General features: G+C 65.9%; 15 protein-coding genes and 5 tRNA genes. All 20 read left to right on the top strand.

The window, feature by feature from the left end; genetic code table 11:
• Positions 1-55 precede the first annotated feature (55 nt).
• Positions 56-1,273: a tetratricopeptide repeat protein gene (locus tag ENSA5_RS12390; protein WP_181197685.1), complete on the top strand. Its 1,218-nt coding sequence runs from the start codon at positions 56-58 to the stop codon at positions 1,271-1,273.
• A 235-nt stretch (positions 1,274-1,508) separates the two neighbouring features.
• Positions 1,509-1,581, top strand: a tRNA-Thr gene (locus ENSA5_RS12385).
• A gap of 37 nt (positions 1,582-1,618) precedes the next feature.
• A tRNA-Tyr gene (locus tag ENSA5_RS12380) sits at positions 1,619-1,705 on the top strand.
• Between the two features lie 4 nt (positions 1,706-1,709).
• Positions 1,710-1,782, top strand: a tRNA-Gly gene (locus tag ENSA5_RS12375).
• A 51-nt stretch (positions 1,783-1,833) separates the two neighbouring features.
• Positions 1,834-1,909, top strand: a tRNA-Thr gene (locus ENSA5_RS12370).
• Positions 1,910-1,961: 52 nt separating this feature from the next.
• Positions 1,962-3,161 (top strand): elongation factor Tu, encoded by a 1,200-nt coding sequence (gene tuf, locus ENSA5_RS12365; protein ID WP_106391852.1) that lies wholly within the window; start codon positions 1,962-1,964, stop codon positions 3,159-3,161.
• A gap of 294 nt (positions 3,162-3,455) precedes the next feature.
• Entirely contained in the window at positions 3,456-3,620 is a 165-nt protein-coding gene (gene rpmG, locus ENSA5_RS12360; RefSeq protein ID WP_106391851.1) for a 50S ribosomal protein L33, read from the top strand.
• Between the two features lie 52 nt (positions 3,621-3,672).
• Positions 3,673-3,745: transfer RNA gene (locus ENSA5_RS12355), tRNA-Trp, on the top strand.
• A 198-nt stretch (positions 3,746-3,943) separates the two neighbouring features.
• Positions 3,944-4,372 (top strand): preprotein translocase subunit SecE, encoded by a 429-nt coding sequence (gene secE, locus ENSA5_RS12350; protein WP_106391850.1) that lies wholly within the window; start codon positions 3,944-3,946, stop codon positions 4,370-4,372.
• 31 nt (positions 4,373-4,403) lie between these two features.
• Positions 4,404-4,967 carry a transcription termination/antitermination protein NusG gene (gene nusG, locus ENSA5_RS12345; protein WP_106391849.1) on the top strand — a complete coding sequence of 188 codons (564 nt, stop codon included), beginning with the start codon at positions 4,404-4,406 and terminating at the stop codon, positions 4,965-4,967.
• Positions 4,968-4,998: 31 nt separating this feature from the next.
• On the top strand, positions 4,999-5,421 hold the full coding sequence (gene rplK / locus ENSA5_RS12340; protein WP_106391848.1) for a 50S ribosomal protein L11: 423 nt from the start codon (positions 4,999-5,001) through the stop codon (positions 5,419-5,421).
• Positions 5,422-5,494: 73 nt separating this feature from the next.
• Positions 5,495-6,193, top strand: a complete 699-nt coding sequence (rplA, locus tag ENSA5_RS12335; RefSeq protein ID WP_106391847.1) for a 50S ribosomal protein L1 — start codon at positions 5,495-5,497, stop codon at positions 6,191-6,193.
• Between the two features lie 340 nt (positions 6,194-6,533).
• A complete protein-coding gene (rplJ, locus tag ENSA5_RS12330; RefSeq protein ID WP_106391846.1) occupies positions 6,534-7,058 on the top strand; it encodes a 50S ribosomal protein L10 in 525 nt (174 codons plus the stop codon).
• 66 nt (positions 7,059-7,124) lie between these two features.
• Positions 7,125-7,511, top strand: coding sequence for a 50S ribosomal protein L7/L12 (gene rplL / locus ENSA5_RS12325; RefSeq protein WP_106391845.1), 387 nt, complete (start codon positions 7,125-7,127; stop codon positions 7,509-7,511).
• 136 nt (positions 7,512-7,647) lie between these two features.
• Positions 7,648-11,808 (top strand): DNA-directed RNA polymerase subunit beta, encoded by a 4,161-nt coding sequence (gene rpoB, locus ENSA5_RS12320; RefSeq protein WP_106391844.1) that lies wholly within the window; start codon positions 7,648-7,650, stop codon positions 11,806-11,808.
• A gap of 51 nt (positions 11,809-11,859) precedes the next feature.
• On the top strand, positions 11,860-16,068 hold the full coding sequence (rpoC, locus tag ENSA5_RS12315) for a DNA-directed RNA polymerase subunit beta' (RefSeq protein ID WP_106391843.1): 4,209 nt from the start codon (positions 11,860-11,862) through the stop codon (positions 16,066-16,068).
• Positions 16,069-16,291: 223 nt separating this feature from the next.
• Positions 16,292-16,663, top strand: a complete 372-nt coding sequence (gene rpsL, locus ENSA5_RS12310; RefSeq protein WP_106391870.1) for a 30S ribosomal protein S12 — start codon at positions 16,292-16,294, stop codon at positions 16,661-16,663.
• A 15-nt stretch (positions 16,664-16,678) separates the two neighbouring features.
• Positions 16,679-17,173 carry a 30S ribosomal protein S7 gene (rpsG, locus tag ENSA5_RS12305; RefSeq protein ID WP_106391842.1) on the top strand — a complete coding sequence of 165 codons (495 nt, stop codon included), beginning with the start codon at positions 16,679-16,681 and terminating at the stop codon, positions 17,171-17,173.
• Between the two features lie 156 nt (positions 17,174-17,329).
• Entirely contained in the window at positions 17,330-19,504 is a 2,175-nt protein-coding gene (gene fusA, locus ENSA5_RS12300) for an elongation factor G (protein ID WP_106391841.1), read from the top strand.
• Positions 19,505-19,572: 68 nt separating this feature from the next.
• On the top strand, positions 19,573-19,714 hold a 142-nt coding region (locus ENSA5_RS12295; RefSeq protein ID WP_258182829.1), incomplete at its 3' end, for a GTP-binding protein.

Raw genomic sequence — 19,714 nt, 5'->3', positions numbered from 1 at the left:
CCCGAACTTCCGGACCACAGCCGTGTCATCCTCAGCTGTGGTGCGCCCCTCGCTCTTGGACCCCCGTCTCGTCTCTGGCCTCCTCGCGCTGCTCGTGTGCGCCTGTGCCGGTCCCGGTCCCGAGCCCGGGGGGGCGGTGGTCGCCCCGGGCGACGAGGCCGGCAAGGTCGAGTCGGCCCCCGACAGCCTCGACAGCAACCTCGACAGCGGCGATCCGAGCTCGTGGGTCAGCCAAGCGGAGCGCGCGCTCGAGCGTGGTGAGCCTGCTCGGGCCGCGACCTTGTTCGCGCGCTTTCTCGGGCGCGGGAGCGACGGTGACGAGGCCCGCCGGGCCTACCGCGGGCTCGCCCAGGCCCACGAGCAGCTCGGCGATTTCGACGCTGCGATCCGCGCCTACGACGGCTTCCTCGCGCGCTTCCCCGAGGATCCCCAGGCCCACCAGATGCTCGCGCGGCGCGGCGCCTGCGAGGCCGAGGTCGCGGCCTGGGATCGCTCGGCGGCGTCCTACCTCGGCGTGCTCGAGCTCGGGGGCGACGCCCTGGTCCCCAGCCAGCGGGTCGAGGCCCTGGCCCGGCGTGGCTTCGCGCTCTACCAGCTCGGCAACTTCGACGACGCCGACGCGGTCTTCGCCGAGGCCGACGCGATCTACGAGCGCGCGACCGAGGCGGGGGAGGAGCGCTTCTCGGACACCTACTTCGTGGCCATGGCGCGCTTTTACCGGGCCGCGATCCTCCACCTCGAATTTCGCGCCGCGCCGATCCGGCTGCCCGAGGCCCAGATGGACAAGGACTTCGCGGCCAAGCTCGCCCTGCTCGAGCAGGCTCAAGACGCCTACAACGAGGTCGTCAGCGCGCGCCACCTCTACTGGGTCTCGGCCGCCGGCTACCAGCTCGGATCTCTGTTCGAGGAGTTCTACGACGCGATCATGTACGCCCCGGTCCCAGACTGGCTCGACGAGGAGCAGCGCCGGATCTACTACCTCGAGCTCGAGGAGCAGCTGCGACCGGTCGTGGACAAGGCCACCTGGGTGTTCGAGAAGAACCTCGAGACCGCGCGCAAGTTCGGCTACGACAATTTCTTCATCCAGCAGACCGAGGCGCAGCTGGCCCATCTCCAGGCCGTCCTGCTCGGGCGCGGTGAGATCGGCGGTCCGGTCTCGCGTCTCGCGCCACGCGAGTCCCGCCGTGACCCCGACCCCGACGCACCCACACCTACCGACCAGCTCCCCGCCGCCGAGCGCAAGCTCTTCGTGCCCATGCCCACGACTCTGTAGCTAGATTTTTTTTCGCGCGTTGCACGACCCCTCGACCCAGCAACCCAGGGACCGGCCGCCTACGGCCCTGCGTGGCCCAGTGCAGGGGGGCCGCGGGAGTCATCGTTACTGCCTTGACCCCCGGCAAAACGGGCGCTATACAGCGCCCCACTTTGCCCAGACCCTTCACGGGCTGGGCTCTCTCGTTCAACTCCTTTCCCACTGGGAGCCAGATCGAAACCACCGACCACTGCGTGCTGGCGTAGCTCAACTGGCAGAGCACCTGATTTGTAATCAGGCGGTTGTGGGTTCGACTCCCTCCGCCAGCTCACTGAGACGCCACACAACACGGTCAACAAACCACATGGATGGGTGCCCGAGTCGGCCAAAGGGAGCGGACTGTAAATCCGCCGCGTTATCGCTTCGAAGGTTCGAATCCTTCCCCATCCACCACCTTGCGGGAGTAGCTCAGTTGGTAGAGCGTCAGCCTTCCAAGCTGAATGTCGCGAGTTCGACCCTCGTCTCCCGCTCTTTTTTCGAGCGTTGATCTCTCCCCAACGCGCCCCAGACGCCCCCCCCACGCCCTCGTAGCTCAGTTGGTAGAGCGCATCCTTGGTAAGGATGAGGTCAGCGGTTCAAGTCCGCTCGAGGGCTCCAACTTCAACCAGAAACTACAGCTCCCAGCTAGAAGAAATCGGAGATCTCAGTCATGTCGAAGGAGAAGTTCGTACGCGACAAGCCCCACGTGAACATCGGGACGATCGGTCACGTGGATCACGGAAAGACGACGCTGACAGCCGCGATCACGAAAGTGCTCGGGATGCGGGGCTGGGCTGAGCGAGTCGACTTCGACAACATCGACAAGGCTCCCGAGGAGCGCGAGCGCGGGATCACGATCTCGACGGCGCACGTGGAGTACAACTCGGAGATCCGGCACTACGCGCACGTGGATTGCCCGGGGCACGCGGACTACATCAAGAACATGATCACGGGCGCGGCGCAGATGGACGGCGCGATCCTGGTCGTGTCGGCGCCGGACGGCCCGATGCCGCAGACGCGCGAGCACATCCTGCTCGGTCGCCAGGTCGGGATCCCGCAGATGGTGGTGTTCCTGAACAAGGTCGACCAGCTCGACGACGACGACGAGGAGATGCTCGAGCTCGTCGAGGTCGAGGTTCAGGAGATGCTGACGAAGTACGACTACGACGGCGACAACACGCCGATCATCCGCGGCTCGGCGCTGAAGGCGTTGGAGGCGGACACGTGGGAGGCGCCGGAGGCCAAGTGCATCTTCGAGCTGATCGCGGCGTGCGACGCGTGGATCCCGGAGCCGGTGCGCGACCTGGACAAGCCCTTCCTGATGCCGATCGAGGACGTGTTCACGATCTCGGGTCGCGGGACGGTCGTGACGGGTCGGATCGAGCGCGGGGTCGTGAAGGTCGGCGAGGAGATCGCGATCGTCGGTCTGCGCGAGACGCAAAAGACGACGTGCACGGGCGTGGAGATGTTCCGCAAGCTGCTCGACCAGGGCCAGGCTGGGGACAACGTCGGCTGCCTGCTGCGCGGCATCAAGCGCGAGGAGGTCGAGCGGGGTCAGGTGCTGGCGAAGCCGGGCTCGATCACGCCGCACACGACCTTCGAGGCGACGGTCTACATCCTGAAGAAGGATGAGGGCGGGCGTCACACGCCGTTCTTCAAGGGCTACCGGCCGCAGTTCTACTTCCGCACGACGGACGTGACGGGGGCGGTCGAGCTGCCGGAGGGCACGGAGATGGTGATGCCTGGGGACAACGTGAGCTTCAAGGTGACCCTGCACAAGACGATCGCGTGCGAGGTTGGGTCGAAGTTTGCGATCCGCGAGGGCGGGCGTACCGTCGGCGCTGGCGTCGTCGCCAAGATCATCGAATAGCGTCCTCGCTGGACGCCCGAAGACGCGGCGCTTTTGGCGTCGCGTCTTCTGCGTCTCGCGCCTCGAGATCTGAGCTCCCGCGAGACCGAAACCACCCGCAAGAATCACGCAATGTACGCTCGCTCCGTCACGCGGAGCCTGCGCCACCTGCACCACCCCACCAACGATCCCCTCAGAACCGCGTGAGCGGGCCCTCATGAGCCCTGCCCACGCGTCTGACAAAAAACCATCCCCACACCTTGAATGCTGGAACGGGGCTTGCTACAAGCCTCCTCCCTTCAGCCGAGGACGACCATGGCCAAAGCTGGCAACCGAATCATTTTCTCTCTCGAGTGCCAGACGTGCAAACGTCGCAACTACTCGACCACCAAGAACAAGCGGACCTCTCCGGAGAAGGTCAAGCTCAAGAAGTATTGCGCCTTCTGCCGCCGCCACACGGAGCACAAGGAGACGAAGTAGCTCCTCCCACGGCTCGGGTGTCACCCGCGACACGCTGGCTGACACTTCACACAGGGCGTTAGCTCAGCTGGTAGAGCAGCGGACTCCAAATCCGCAGGCCGCGGGTTCGATCCCTGCACGCCCTGCTACCCCTCCAGACCCGTTTTTCAGCCGATTTACCTTTTTCTGCATCCACCAGGCCGCCTCGTCCATGCCCCAAGGCATGCGAACGTGCGCGGCTCGATCCGCAGAACGACCCCCGGGGGCACGCCCCCTAACTCCGCCGGCCCCGAGTCAGATCGACCGGCAGCGATGCCATCTTGGCCGCGGGAGTGACCTCGAGCATGGCCCGAGCACGCAAACGCAAAAAGCAAGGCGGACCGCGGGAATTTGACCCTTCACGCTGGGCTCACGCTGTATTCGCGCTGTTCGCGGGCATCTCCGCGTGGGCGTTCAGCCACCTCGTGGAGGATGTCTGGGGCTTCCTCTGGGCCCGGTGGCCGCAGTACGTCGGGCGGCCCAGCGAGCTGTGGGCCCAGAGCATCGGCGCGGCCGTCGGTATCGCCCTGATCGTCTGGGTCTGGTCGCGCGAGCGCTACTTCAAGTTCGTGAGCGAGACGGCCACAGAGGTCTCGCAGATCATCTGGCCGACCCGCGCAGAAACTCGGGCCGCGACCGTCGTCGTGGTCGTCATCACCCTCATTTGTGCCGGAATCCTCTCGCTGATGGACGCCTCTTGGTCTCGCCTGACCGACTGGCTCTACGCGTTATGACCCCGGCCCCTGGCCTCACCTCGAGCTCTACATGTCGACCGAAGCGCAGACCGATCTACCGATGCAGTGGTTCATCGTGAACACCTTCTCGGGGTACGAGAACACGGTCAAGAAGTCGCTGGAGGACCGGATCAAGGCCAACGACCTCGATGCGTGCTTCGAGGACATCCTCGTGCCCTCCGAGCAGGTCGTCGAGCAGCGAGGCAAGCGCAAGGTCAAGCAGACCCGCAAGTTCTTCCCCGGCTACCTCTTCGTCCGCATGAAGCTGACCAAAGAGGCCTGGCACCTGGTCAAGAACACGCCCAAGGTCAGCGGCTTCCTCAGCAGCGGCAAGACCCCCAAGCCGGTCTCGCAGCGCGAGATGGACCGGATGCTGGGCAGGACCGAGCCCAAGGTCGAGGTCGAGGTCGAGCAACCGGATGTCTCCTACGAGGTCGGGCAACAGGTCCGCGTCAAGAGCGGCGCCTTCGCCAACTTCACGGGCGAGGTCGAAGAGGTCAACACCGACAAGCGTAAGATCAAGCTCTCAGTCTCGATTTTCGGGCGTCCGACCCGTGTCGAGGTCGACTTCATCGAAGTCGAGCCCGCCAGCTAAGTGCTGGACATCCTGAGCCAGGAAATTCCCAATGAAGAAGATCACAGGGCAAATCAAGCTGCAGATCAAGGCGGGCCAGGCCAACCCGGCGCCCCCCGTCGGTCCGGCCCTTGGCGCCAAGGGCGTCAACATCATGGACTTCTGCAAGCAGTTCAACGCGAAGACCCAGAAGGATCAGGGGATGGTCATCCCCGTGGTCATTTCGGTCTTTTCCGACCGGTCGTTCACCTTCGTGACCAAGAGCCCACCGGCCGCGGTGTTGCTGCTCAAGGCCGCCGGGATCGAGAAGGGCTCCGGCGAGCCCAACAAGCGCAAGGTCGGCAAGGTCACCCAGGATGATCTGCGCAAGATCGCCGAGACCAAGATCGACGACATGAACGCCTACACGATCGAGCACGCGATGAAGAGCATCGCGGGTACGGCGCGATCGATGGGCCTCGAAGTCGAAGGCTGAGTCACGTCCCGCGAGGGACCACCAGAGCTTGGGGGAGGGCGCGAGCCCGCCAGGACCCCGGGGAGCACACGAAATGGGCAAGAAGTACAAAGAAGTGCGGTCCAAGATCGACCGCGACAAGAGCTACAGCCTCACCGAGGCCTGTGAGCTGGTCAAGCAGACCTCGTTCGCCAAGTTCGACGAGAGCATCGACTGCGCCGCGCGCCTCGGGGTCAACCCCCGCCACGCCGACCAAATGATCCGCTCGTCGGTCTCGCTGCCAAACGGTACCGGCAAGTCGGTCCGGGTGCTCGTGTTCGCCAAGGGCGACCGGGCCAACCAGGCGCGCGACGCCGGCGCGGACTTCGTCGGCGCCGAGGACATCGTCGAGAAGATCCAGGGCGGCTGGCTCGACTTCGACGTGGCGATCGCCACGCCTGACATGATGGGCCTCGTCGGTCGCCTCGGCCGCGTCCTCGGCCCGCGCAACCTCATGCCCAACCCGAAGGTCGGGACCGTGACGATGGACGTCTCGACCGCCGTGCGCGAGCGCAAGGCCGGCCGCATCGAGTTCCGCACCGACAAGACCGGGATCATCCACGCGCCGATCGGCAAGGTCAGCTTCGAGGCCGACAAACTCGAAGAGAACCTCACGGCGCTGCTCAGGACCCTCCAGCGCCTCAAGCCGGCCACGGCCAAGGGCAAATACTTCAAGAGCATCTCGATCTCCTCGACCATGGGCCCGGGCATCCGCCTGGACACCAACGAGGTCCAGGCGCTCGTGACCGAGTAACCACTCCAAGACCGAAGCAAGAAGAAGACGAAAGACCTACGAGGAGGCTCACGCACCGCAAGGTGAACTGACCCACACGCCCCCGCAACCCGTTCGTCGGGGGCACTCCTACTCGAGAAAGCCGGTGGTCCTCGTGGACCTCAAACGCGGCGCCAAGCTCCCAAAAATCGGGAGCGGGGCTGCAGCCGGCCTAGGTGGGGGCGAGGAAGCAACGAGCGGCAGAGCGGCCGGTAATCCCGAGTAGGGGCAACCGGTGCAGCGGCCGGCCTCCTCCCGCACCACCCACCTGGGCCCGCGGGAGATCAAAGCCGACCGACCCCGAGCGGGGAGGGAGAAGCAAATGGACAAAGAAACCAAACACGCCCAATCCGCCACGCTGCGCGAGCAGATCGAGGAGCTCACCGCCCTCGTGCTCGTGGAGTACACCGGTCTCACGGTCGCGGAGTCAGAAGATCTCCGCGGCAAGTTCCGTGAGGCAGGCTGCACCTATCGCGTCTACAAGAACTCGATCATCCGCTACGCGGTGGCCGGGACCAGCCACGAGCCCATCACGCCGCTGCTCAAGGGTGTGTCGGGGCTCGCCTACAACGCCGACGATCCCGGGGCTCCGGCCCGCGTTGCCCGCGAATACGCCAAGGGCAACAACAAGCTGCGTCTCAAGGGCGCCGTCGTCGAGGGCGAAGTCCTCGCCGGCGACAACGCCGGCAAGCTCGCCGACATGCCCGGGCCGCGCGAGATCAAGGCCAAGCTGCTCATGCTGTTCAAGACCCCGGCCACCCGCATGGTTCAAGTCATGCAGGCCGCGCCGCGGGATTTCCTTCGTGTGCTCAACGCCAAGAAGAAGAAGGACGACGAGGCGGCCTAATTGCGCTGTCCGCGTTCATCAACTTCATTGGCACAACCATCAGCTTCCTAGAAAGAGAACAAGACAATGTCCGAGAACATCACCAGGGAACAGGTCATCGACTTCCTCAGCAACCTTTCGGTCATGGCCATGGCCGACCTCGTCAAAGAGCTCGAGGACAAGTGGGGCGTTGAGGCCGCCGCTGGCGGCGCCGTCATGATGGCGGGCCCCGCCGCCGACGCCGCCCCCGTCGAGGAGAAGACCGAGTTCGACGTCGTGCTCAAGAGCTTCGGCGAGAAGAAAATCAACGTGATCAAGGCGATCCGCGCCCAGATCAGCGGGCTCGGCCTCAAGGAGGCCAAGACCCTGGTCGAGAGCGCCCCGGTCGCGGTCAAAGAGGCCGTGTCCAAGGAAGAGGCCGAGGAGCTCAAGAAGGCCCTCGAAGAGGCCGGCGCCGACGTCGAGCTCAAGTGAGCTCAACCTAAAGTCGCGGTGGTTCCCCGTGTGGGGGGGCCACCGCGGCAAGCGAATTTCGAGTCCAGGGTCCACACCCCACAACTGAATTACCCGCTAGGGCGGTCGACGACCGACAGACGAGCGAGGAAACCGGATGGCGCGAATCCAGAACAACTTCAGGGTCCGAAAGAACTTCGGGAAGCTCAAGAAGATCATCGAGGTTCCGAACCTCATCGACATCCAGAAGCGCTCGTACGACAAGCTGCTTCAGGCTGACGTCCCGTCCGACGAGCGTGACGTCGTCGGCCTCCAGGCGGTGTTCACGAGCGTGTTCCCGATCAAGGACTTCGGCGAGACCTCCTCGCTCGAGTTCGTGAGCTACTCGCTCGATCGGCCCAAGTACGACGTCGACGAGTGCCGCGCACGCGGCATGACCTTCGCCGCGCCCATCAAGGTCGTGGTTCGGCTGGTCGTGTGGGACGTCGACGACGACACCGGCACCCAGTCGATTCGCGACGTCAAGGAGCAAGAGGTCTACTTCGGCGAGATCCCGCTGATGACGACCCACGGCACCTTCATCATCAACGGGACCGAGCGCGTCGTCGTCTCGCAGCTGCACCGCTCGCCCGGCGTGTTCTTCGATCACGACCGCGGCAAGACCCACTCGTCCGGCAAGAAGCTGTTCTCGGCCCGGGTCATCCCCTACCGCGGCAGCTGGCTCGACTTCGAGTTCGACCACAAGGACTTCATCTACGTCCGCATCGATCGCCGGCGCAAGCTCCACGCGACCGTGCTCCTGCGCGCGCTCGGCTACTCGACCGCCGAGCTCCTCGATCGCTACTACGACAAGGAGCTGATCCACCTCAAGGACGACGGCCAGATCGCGCGCGAGATCGACTACGATCTGATCGCCGGTCAGCGCTCGACCCAGAGCATCCGCGACCCCGAGAGCGGCGAGATCCTGGTCAAGAAGGGCAAGAAGCTCAACAAGGGCCAGATCAAGAAGATGCGCAACGCCGGGATCTCCGAGATCCCGATGGAGCCCGAGGAGCTGATCGGCAAGGTCGCGGCCGAGGACGTGTTCGACGAGGAGACCGGCGAGGTCCTGCTCAACTGCAACGAGGAGATCACCGAGGAGCTGCTCGCCGCGCTCCGCGAGGCCGGCATCGCCTCGCTGCGGATCCTCTACATCGACGACTTCAACGTCGGGCCCTTCCTGCGCGACACCCTGATCGCCGACAAGCTGACCTCGTCCGAGGACGCGATCATGGAGATCTACCGGCGCCTCCGCCCCGGTGATCCGCCCACGATCGACACCGCCCGCAACCTGTTCGAGTCGCTCTTCTTCCGGTCCGATCGCTACGATCTGTCGACCGTTGGCCGGCTCAAGCTCAACCACAAGTTCGGCATCGACGAGGCCCTCGAGACCAAGGTCCTGACCAAGCGCGACATCCTCGAGACGGTCCGCTACCTGATCGAGCTGCGCAACGGTCGCGGCAAGATCGACGACATCGACCACCTCGGCAACCGCCGGGTCCGCGCCGTCGGCGAGCTGATGGAGAACCAGTACCGGATCGGCCTGGTCCGGATGGAGCGGGCGATCAAAGAGCGCATGAGCATGTCCCAAGAGATGGACGCGCTGATGCCCGCCGACCTGATCAACGCCAAGCCGGTCTCGGCCGTGGTCAAGGAGTACTTCGCCAGCTCGCAGCTGTCGCAGTTCATGGACCAGACCAACCCGCTGAGCGAGGTCACCCACAAGCGGCGGCTCTCGGCCCTCGGGCCTGGCGGCCTGACCCGCGAGCGGGCCGGGTTCGAGGTCCGCGACGTCCACGCCACTCACTACGGTCGCATCTGCCCGATCGAGACCCCCGAAGGTCCGAACATCGGCCTGATCGCCTCGCTCTCGACCTACGCCCGGATCAACGAGTTCGGCTTCATCGAGACGCCCTACCGCAGCGTCGAGGGCGGCCAGGCCACGGCCGACGTCGCCTACTACTCGGCGCTCCAGGAGCAGGGCCACTACATCGCCCAGGCCAACTCGGCGATGGACGAGACCGGCCGCTTCGTCAACGACACCGTCCAGTGTCGGCACAACGAGGAGTTCGAGATGGTCTCGCGCGCCGAGGTCACGCTGATGGACGTCTCGCCCAACCAGCTGGTCTCGGTCGCCGCCTCGCTGATCCCCTTCTTGGAGCACGATGACGCCAACCGCGCGTTGATGGGCTCCAACATGCAGCGCCAGGCCGTGCCCTGCCTGCGGACCGACGCGCCGCTGGTCGGCACGGGCATGGAGACCCACGTCGCCCGCGACAGCGGCTCGACGGTCGTCTCGGCCCGCGACGGCGTCGTCGAGCAGGTCGACGGCGCGCGCATCGTGGTCAAGCCGGTCTCCAACCGCGGCGAGGAAGACCGCGGCATCCTCGGGGCCAAGCCCGACATCTACAACCTGGTCAAGTTCAGGCGGTCCAACCAGAACACCGCGCTCAACCAAAAGCCGATCGTCAACGTCGGCGACCGGGTCAAGAAGGGCGACGTGATCGCCGACGGCGCAGCGACCGAGCGCGGCGAGCTCGCCCTCGGTCAGAACCTGCTCGTCGCGTTCATGCCCTGGCAGGGCTACAACTTCGAGGACTCGATCCTGGTGTCCGAGCGGCTGATCCGCGAGGACGTCTACACCACGATCCACATCGAAGAATTCGAGTGTGTCGCCCGCGACACCAAGCTCGGCAAAGAGGAGATCACCCGCGACATCCCCAACGTCGGCGAGGAGGCCCTCAAGAACCTCGACGAGGCCGGGATCGTCCGGATCGGCGCCGAGGTCCACGCCGGTGACATCCTGGTCGGCAAGATCACGCCCAAGGGCGAGACCCAGCTGTCGCCGGAAGAGAAGCTCCTGCGGGCGATCTTCGGTGAAAAGGCGGGCGACGTCCGCGACACCTCCTTGCGCCTGCCGCCGGGCGTGTCGGGCATCATCATCGACGCGCGCGTGTTCGCTCGTAAGGGCGTCGACAAGGACGTCCGCGCCCAGTCGATCGAGGACGCCGAGCGCGAGAAGCTCAGCCAGGACCACCGCGACAACGTAGCGATCGTCTCGGCCGGCTACTACAACCGGATCAAGGAGATCCTGATCGGCAAGACCACCGCCGCGAAGCTCGTCGACGACGGCGGCGCGGTCCTGGTCGACAGCGGCGCGACCCTGAGCGACGCGGCGGTCAGCGCGGTCCCGCGCAAGTACTGGCCGCAGTTCTCGCTGACCACCGCCGAGGACACCGAGCTCGTCGAAGCGCTCGGCCGCCGGCTCGAGAAGGACCTCGACGAGATCGAGACCATCTACCGCGAGAAGCTGGCCAAGCTGACCAAGGGCGACGAGCTGCCGCCAGGCGTCATCAAGATGGTCAAGGTCTACGTCGCGATCAAGCGCAAGCTCCAGGTCGGCGACAAGATGGCCGGGCGCCACGGCAACAAGGGCGTGATCTCGCGGATCCTCCCGACCGAGGATCTGCCCTACCTCGAGGACGGGACCCCCGTCGACATCGTGCTCAACCCGCTGGGCGTGCCCTCGCGCATGAACGTCGGGCAGATCCTCGAGGTCCACCTCGGCTGGGCCGCGCGCGAGCTGGGCAACCAGATCAACGCGTACATGGAGACCAACTTCTCGCCCGAAGTCCTCCGCAACCAGCTCAAGAAGATCTACGACACCGCCGAGGCGGTCCGCTTCATCGACACGCTGCCCGACGACGACGTCGTCCGCTTCGCCGACAAGATCCGCCGCGGCATCCACGTGGCCACGCCGGTGTTCGACGGCGCGTTCGAGACCGAGGTCAAGGGCTTCCTGACCAAGGCCGGGCTCCCGACCTCGGGCCAGGCGATCTTGTTCGACGGCCGGACCGGCGAGGCCTTCGAGGAGGACGTGACCGTGGGCATCATGTACATGCTCAAGCTCCACCACCTCGTCGACGACAAGATCCACGCCCGGAGCATCGGCCCCTACTCCCTCGTCACGCAGCAGCCGCTGGGCGGCAAGGCCCAGTTCGGCGGTCAGCGCCTCGGCGAGATGGAAGTCTGGGCGCTCGAGGCCTACGGCGCTGCGTTCGCGCTGCAGGAGCTGCTGACCGTGAAGTCCGACGACGTCGTCGGGCGGATGCGGATGTACGAGTCGATCGTCAAGGGCCAGCCGACCATGCAGCCGGGTGTGCCCGAGTCGTTCAACGTGCTCCTCAAGGAGCTGCAGGCGCTGTGCCTCGACGTCGAGCTGATCAACGTCGAGGACCCCGGCTACCGCACCCGTAGTCCGCTGTCGGCGGCCGAATAGCCGCCGCCACCCACGAGATCCTGGTCAGCAACCAACGGAAGGGAAACTCCCATGCGCGACATCTTCAGCTTCTTCGAAAAGCCCAAGGAGGCCGCGGTCTTCAACGCCCTGCGAATCGGCATCGCGTCGCCCAAGTCGATCCGCGAGCGCTCGCACGGCGAGGTGAAGAACCCCGAGACCATCAATTACCGGACCTTCAAGCCGGAGAAGGACGGGCTGTTCTGCGCGAAGATCTTCGGGCCGATCAAGGACTACGAGTGTCTTTGCGGCAAGTACAAGCGCATGAAGCACCGCGGGGTCGTGTGCGAGAAGTGCGGCGTCGAGGTCATCCACTCGAAGGTTCGGCGTGAGCGCGCCGGGCACATCGACCTCGCGACCCCGGTCGCGCACATCTGGTTCCTCAAGAGCCTGCCCTCGCGCATCGGCACCATCCTCGACATCCCGCTGACCAAGCTCGAGAAGGTGCTCTACTGCGAGAGCTACATCGTCATCGATCCCAAGGACTCGGGGCTCGAAGAGCGCGAGATCCTGTCGGAGGAGCGCTACGATCAGCTCTACGACGAGATCGGCCCCGACTCCTTCGACGCCGGCATGGGCGCCGAGTCGATCAAGGAGCTGCTCGGTCGCATCGATCCCGTGGTCGAGGCTCGCACGGTTCGCGCCGAGCTCGCTGCCGCGACCTCCGAGGCCAAGCGCAAGAAGCTGGCCAAGCGCCTGCGCGTGCTCGAGGCCTTCCGCAACAGCGGCAACAAGCCCGAGCACATGATGCTCGACGTGATCCCGGTCCTGCCGCCGGATCTGCGCCCGCTCGTGCCCCTCGATGGTGGCCGCTTCGCGTCGTCGGATCTCAACGATCTCTACCGCCGGGTCATCAACCGCAACAACCGGCTCAAGCGCCTCCAGGAGCTCGCCGCGCCCGAGATCATCATCCGCAACGAGAAGCGGATGCTGCAGGAGGCCGTCGACGCCCTGTTCGACAACGGCCGCCGCGGCAAGACCATCACCGGGCCCAACAAGCGCCCGCTCAAGTCGCTGTCGGACATGCTCCGCGGCAAGTCGGGCCGCTTCCGCCAGAACCTGCTCGGCAAGCGCGTCGACTACTCGGGCCGCTCGGTCATCGTCGTCGGCCCCGAGCTCAAGCTCCACGAGGTCGGGCTGCCCAAGAAGATGGCGCTCGAGCTGTTCAAGCCCTTCATCTACAACAAGCTCGAGCAGCGCGGCCTGGTCACCACGATCAAGTCGGCCAAGCGCATGGTCGAGCGCGAGGCCGAGGAGGTCTGGGACATCCTCGAGGAGGTCATCAAGGAGCACCCGGTGTTCCTCAACCGCGCCCCGACCCTCCACCGCCTCGGCATCCAGGCCTTCGAGCCGGTCCTGATCGAGGGCAAGGCCATCCAGCTCCACCCGCTCGTGTGCACGGCCTTCAACGCCGACTTCGACGGCGACCAGATGGCCGTCCACGTGCCGCTGTGCATCGAGGCCCAGATGGAGGCCCGGGTGCTGATGATGTCGACCAACAACATCCTCAGCCCGGCGAGCGGCAAGCCGATCATCGTGCCCTCGCAGGACATCGTGCTCGGGCTCTACTACATGACCCGCGCGCGCTACTACGCCCAGGGCGAGCGCAACGACAACCCGGCCGGGGACGGCTACTACGTCGGACACTACGGCTCGCCGGCCGAGGTCCGCATGGCCTACGACCACGGCTCGCTCCACCTCCAGGCCCGGATCAAGGTCCGCATGGTCCCCGGCGGTGACATGACCGAGACGACCTGCGGTCGCGTGCTGCTCTACGAGGGCGGCATCCCCAGCGAAATCCCCTACGAGATGGTCAACTTGCCGCTCGGCAAGAAGCAGCTCGGCGCGCTCATCGATCACTGCTACCGCGTCTGCGGTCAGAAGGCGACGGTGCTGATGGCCGACTACCTGCGCAGCACCGGGTACACCGAGGCGACCAAGGCCGGGATCTCGATCTGCATGGACGACATGGCGATCCCCGAGGCCAAGGCCAAGCTGCTCGACGAGGCCCACACCGAGGTCCGCCAGATCTCCGAGCAGTACGCCGACGGTCTGATCACCTCGGGCGAGCGCTACAACAAGGTCGTCGACATCTGGGCCAAGGTCGCCGAGGAGATCACCAAGGCGATGATGGACGGCATCTCCAACGAGGAGATGATCCAGGCCTCGACCGGCGCCAGGTCGATGCAGAAGTCGTTCAACTCGGTCTACATCATGGCCGACTCGGGCGCGCGTGGATCCAAGCAGCAGATGCGTCAGCTCGCCGGCATGCGCGGGCTGATGGCCAAGCCCTCGGGCGAGATCATCGAGCAGCCGATCACGACCAACTTCCGCGAGGGCCTCACGGTCCAGGAGTACTTCATCTCCACTCACGGCGCGCGCAAGGGCCTGGCTGACACCGCGCTCAAGACCGCCAACTCCGGGTACCTGACCCGCCGCCTGGTCGACGTCGCCCAGGAGGCCGTCATCACCGAGTTCGACTGCGGGACCGTCCAGGGCATCGAGTGCTCGGCGCTGATGGAGGACACCGAGGTCATCGAGGCCCTCGGCGATCGCCTCCTCGGCCGCGTCGCGCTCGAGCCGGTCTACCGGCCCGGGACCGACGAGATCATCGTCGACGAGGCTGAGCTGATCGACGAGAAGGCCGCCGCCGAGATCGACGAGGCCGGCATCCAGACCGTCATGCTGCGCTCGGTCCTGACCTGCGACGCGATGCGGGGCATCTGCGCCAAGTGCTACGGCCGCGACCTCGCGCGCGGCCAGCTCGTCGACATCGGTGAGGCCGTCGGGATCATCGCCGCTCAGTCGATCGGCGAGCCCGGCACCCAGCTGACGATGCGGACCTTCCACCTTGGTGGCGCGTCGATCACCCAGGCGGCCAAGACCGAGCTCGAGGCCCGGTTCGGCGGCGAGGTCAAGCTGATCGACGCCGAGCTCGTCCACCGGACCCGGACCGACCCCAAGACCGGGGCCCAGGTCGACTACTGGGTGGTCATGAACCGCCACTCGCAGGTCCAGCTGCTCGACGAGCGCGGCCGCGTGCGCGAGCGCTACGACCTGCTCTACGGCGCGCAGCTCCTCGTCCCCGAGGGCGCCAAGGTCGAGGAGAAGACCGTGCTCGCCCGCTGGGACGCCCACGTCATCCCGATCCTGACCGAGGCCAGCGGCACGATCGAGTACGGCGACATCATCGAGAACGTGACCATGCGGGTCGCGACCGATGACCAGACCGGCCACAGCCACAACATGATCGTCGAGTCCCGCGACAAGGACGCGCGCCCGCGCCTGGTCATCAAGGGGGACGACGGCGAGACCGTGATGATCGGTCGCCACGAGGCTCGCTACTTCCTCCCGGTCGGGGCCGAGTTCACGATCCAGGAGGGCGTCCGGGTCCAGGCCGGCGACGTGCTCGCGCTGATCCAGCGCGAGGCCCAGAAGACCAAGGACATCACCGGCGGTCTCCCGCGGGTCGTCGAGCTGTTCGAGGCGCGCACGCCCAAGGAGCACGCGATCATCGCGACGACCGACGGCATCGTGTCCTTCGGCAAGGACAAGGGCGGCAAGCGGCGCGTGTTGATCACGCCCGACGACGGCAGCGAGATCCACGAGTTCCTCGTGCCCAAGCTCCGTCACCTCCAGGTCCGCGAGGGCGACCGCGTGCGCGCGGGTGAGAAGCTGATGGACGGCCCGGCCAACCCGCACGACATCCTCGCGGTGCTCGGCGAGAAGGCCCTGGCGACCTACCTGCTCGATCAGATCCAGGAGGTCTATCGGCTCCAGGGCGTCAAGATCAACGACAAGCACATCGAGGTCATCGTTCGCCAGATGATGCGGCGGGTGAAGATCATCCAGCCCGGCGACACGAATTTCCTCGCCGAGGACCACGTCGAGCGCAAGCTGTTCCGCCAGGAGAACCAGCGCGTCTCGGCCCTCGGCGGGAGCCAGGCGACCGCGCAGCCCTTGCTGCTCGGGATCACCAAGGCCTCGCTCTCGACCGAGTCGTTCATCTCGGCCTCGTCGTTCCAGGAGACGACCAAGGTCCTGACCGAGGCCGCCCTCCAGGGCAAGGTCGACTACCTGCGCGGGCTCAAGGAGAACGTGATCATGGGTCGGCTGATCCCGGCTGGGACCGGGCTCTCGGTCTACGAGCGCCTGCACATGGAGACCGACGATCGCACCGGCGAGTCCGGGGAACCCGCGGTGCGCCGCGCGATCGACCGGGATCTCGCGGGGCTCGAGTAGGGCAGGGCCGCGCGCGAGCGCAGGTCCTGCGCTCCGGCCCCTGCGCCGAGGGGTAGATCGCTTCAGAACCACGAAAAACGTGCGAAAACCCCCGTCTGTTGTCGGGTAGGCCCCCCCGACCCCCTTGATCAGCAACCGACCTTCTATATACTCCGCCTCCCACCGCCGTGGCCCTCGCTGCGGCGGCAATTTGTTTCGCCGAAAGCCAGACCAAGAGACTCACATGCCCACGATTCAGCAGCTCGTCCGCAAGGGACGCACGCGCCAGCCGAAGAAGGAGACGGCCCCTGCGCTCAAGGGCTGCCCGCAGAAGCGGGGCGTCTGTGTGCGCGTCTACACCTCGACGCCCAAGAAGCCCAACTCGGCCCTTCGGAAGGTCGCCCGCGTGCGCCTGACCAACGGCATCGAGGTTACGAGCTACATCCCCGGTGAGGGTCACAACCTCCAGGATCACAGCATCGTGCTCGTCCGCGGCGGTCGCGTGAAGGACCTGCCGGGCGTTCGTTATCACATCGTGCGCGGCACCCTCGACACGATCGGCGTCGACGGTCGGCGTCAGCGCCGGTCGAAGTACGGGACCAAACGGCCCAAGTAGCCAAGGACTGACGATATGTCGCGCAAGGGAATTAAGGCCAAGCAGCGCAAGCGGATCACTTACGATGTCCGCTACACCGACAACCCCGCGGACGTGAACCGCAACATCGCCAAGTTCATCAACGTGGTGATGCACGATGGGAAGAAGTCGGTGGCCGAGCGCATCGTGTTCTCGGCGTTCGAGATCATCTCCGCCAAGACCAAGGACGATCCGGTCAAGGTGTTCGAGAAGGCCGTCGCCAACGTCCGCCCCCGCCTCGAGGTTCGCGCTCGTCGCGTCGGTGGGTCCAACTACCAGGTCCCGATGGAGGTTCGCTCGGAGCGCAGCCAGGCGCTGGCGTTCCGCTGGCTGGTGAGCTTCGCCCGCAAGCGGCCCGAGAAGACCATGCGCGAGCGCCTCGCCAACGAGATGCTCGACGCGGCTCAAAACCGCGGCCTCGCCGTCAAGAAGCGCGAAGACGTCCACAAGATGGCCGACGCCAACAAGGCCTTCGCCCACTACCGCTGGTGATCACTCCCCGCTGAACTGCCGCACATTCTTCGATGGTGACGTCGCCCCCGCACTGTATGAGTGCAGGGGCTCAGCCACACCGGGCCCGGCGCCTGCCACACCCCCTCCCGCTTGGAGACGGATGGCAGCCCCCGCGGCCCTAGAAGCGCATCTTTCATGGCCACTACGCCCACAGCCGACATCGGCATGACCCGCAACATCGGGATCATGGCGCACATCGATGCGGGCAAGACCACGACCACCGAGCGGGTGCTGTTCTACACGGGCAGCTCGCACTTCATCGGCGAGGTCCACGATGGCGCGGCCCACACCGACTTCGACGAGGAAGAGCAGCGCCGCGGCATCACGATCTACTCGGTCGCGACCACCTGCTTTTGGAAGCCCGGCGAGCCCGAGGCCCACACCGCCGAGTCCGGCGCCCATCGCATCAACCTGATCGACACCCCCGGGCACGTCGACTTCACCGTCGAGGTCGAGCGCTCCTTGCGGGTGCTCGATGGCGCGATCGCGGTGTTCGACGCGGTCGCCGGGGTCGAGGCCCAGTCCGAGACGGTCTGGCGCCAGGCCGATCGCTACAGCGTCCCGCGGATCTGCTTCGTCAACAAGCTCGACCGCGTCGGCGCCACCCTCACTCGCACGGTCGAGATGATGGTCGAGCGCCTCGGCGCCCACCCGATCGTCGTCATGATTCCAGTCGGCCTCGAGGGAGACTTCGAGGCCGTCATCGATCTGGTCACCATGGAGCTCCTGACCTGGCCGCTGGGTTCGGACCCCCAGGACAAGGGCCGGACCTTCGTGCGCGCCGCCCTGGCCGAGGACCACCCGAGCTTCGCCGAGGCCGCCGCGGCCCGCGAGGCCATGATCGAGGCCCTCGCCGAGGTCGACGACGAGGTCATGGACACCTTCGTCGGTGAGGGCGCCGAAGCCCTGAGCGTCGACGACATCCGCGCCGGGCTCCGCCGCGTGACCCTGAGTCTGCGCGCCTTTCCGGTCCTGTGTGGGTCGGCGCTCAAGAACCGCGGCATCCAGCCGCTGCTCGACGCCGTCGTCCACTATCTGCCCTCGCCCCTCGACGTCCCCCCGGTCGAGGCCGAGCTCACCTCGGGCAGCAAGGCCGGCGAGCTCGTGGTCCGCAAGCCCGAGCCCGACGAGCCGCTGCTCGCGCTCGCCTTCAAGGTCGTGCAGGACTCCCACCGCGGCCCCGTGGTGATGTTCCGGGTCTACTCGGGCGTGCTGCACGTCAAGGACCAGCTCTACAACGTCGCCAAAGACAAAAAAGAGCGGGTCAACAAGCTGCTGCTCGTGCTCGCGTCCAAGACCGAGGAGATCGAGGAGGTCGGGCCCGGCAACATCGCCGCGGCCGTCGGGCTGCGCTTTGCGACGACCGGCGACACCCTGATCCTGAGCAAGGACAAGGCTCGCGTCGTGCTCCCGGGCATGGAGATCCCCGACCCGGTGATCTTCCGATCAGTCGAGGCCAAGAGCGCCGCCGACCAAAAAGATCTCGATCAGGCGCTCGAGCGGATCCAGCTCGAAGATCCCAGCTTCACCGTGTATGAGGATCCTGACTCCGGCCAGACGCTGATGGCCGGGCAGGGGGAGCTCCACCTCGAGGTCATCGTCAACAAGCTCGAGCGCGACTACCGGGTCAAGGCTCGGGTCGGCAAGCCGCAGGTCGCGTACCGCGAGACGATCTCCAAGCCCGGGCAGGTCGAATTCGAGTACGACCGCGAGGTTGGCGCCAAGCGTCAGTACGCCAAGCTCACCCTCGAGCTCGAGCCGCGCGAGCGCGGGGCCGGAAACAGCGTCGAGAACGCGCTGCCCGAGACCGACGAGATCTCCAAGTTTCCCCATGATTTTCTCGCTGCAGCCCTCGAGGGGATCGGCGATTCGCTCACCCGCGGGCCGATCCTCGGCTACCCCGTCGTCGATGTGCGCGTGCGGCTGACCGCCGTCCACTACATCGAGGGGGACTCGAGCGCCGCCAGCTTCCGCGCTGCAGCGACCATGGGCACCAACAAGGCCATTGTCGCCGCTGGCGCCCAGCTGCTCGAGCCGCTGATGAGCGTCGAGGTCGTCGGCCCCGAGGAGTTCATCGGGAACGTCCACTCCGACCTGAACACTCGCCGTGGGCGTGTGTTGGGTCTCGGGCCCCGTGGAAATGCGCAGGTCGTGCAGGCCCGTGTGCCCTTGGCAGAGATGGTCGGCTATGCTACCTCGCTTCGCTCTGTGACCCAGGGCCGTGCGAGCCACACCATGCAGTTCGCCGCCTACTCGGAGGTCCCCAGCGACCTCCAACAAAAAATCATCACGAAGGTCCGCGGCTATTAGCGCGGGCACGAGTTTCCCAACCCAGCCCGCTCCAACGCGCCCCCACTCAGGAAGATAAAGGTCCAGTCATGTCGAAGGAGAAATTCGTACGCGACAAGCCCCACGTGAACATCGGGACGATCGGTCACGTGGATCACGGAAAGACGACGCTGACAGCCGCGATCACGAAAGTGCTCGGGATGCGGGGCTGGGCTGAGCGAGTCGACTTCG

The organism is Enhygromyxa salina (genome assembly GCF_002994615.1).
GTDB lineage: Bacteria > Myxococcota_A > Polyangia > Nannocystales > Nannocystaceae > Plesiocystis > Plesiocystis salina_A.
Note: the sequence above shows the minus strand (reverse complement) of the source record. Positions and strands in the feature narration are given on the sequence as shown.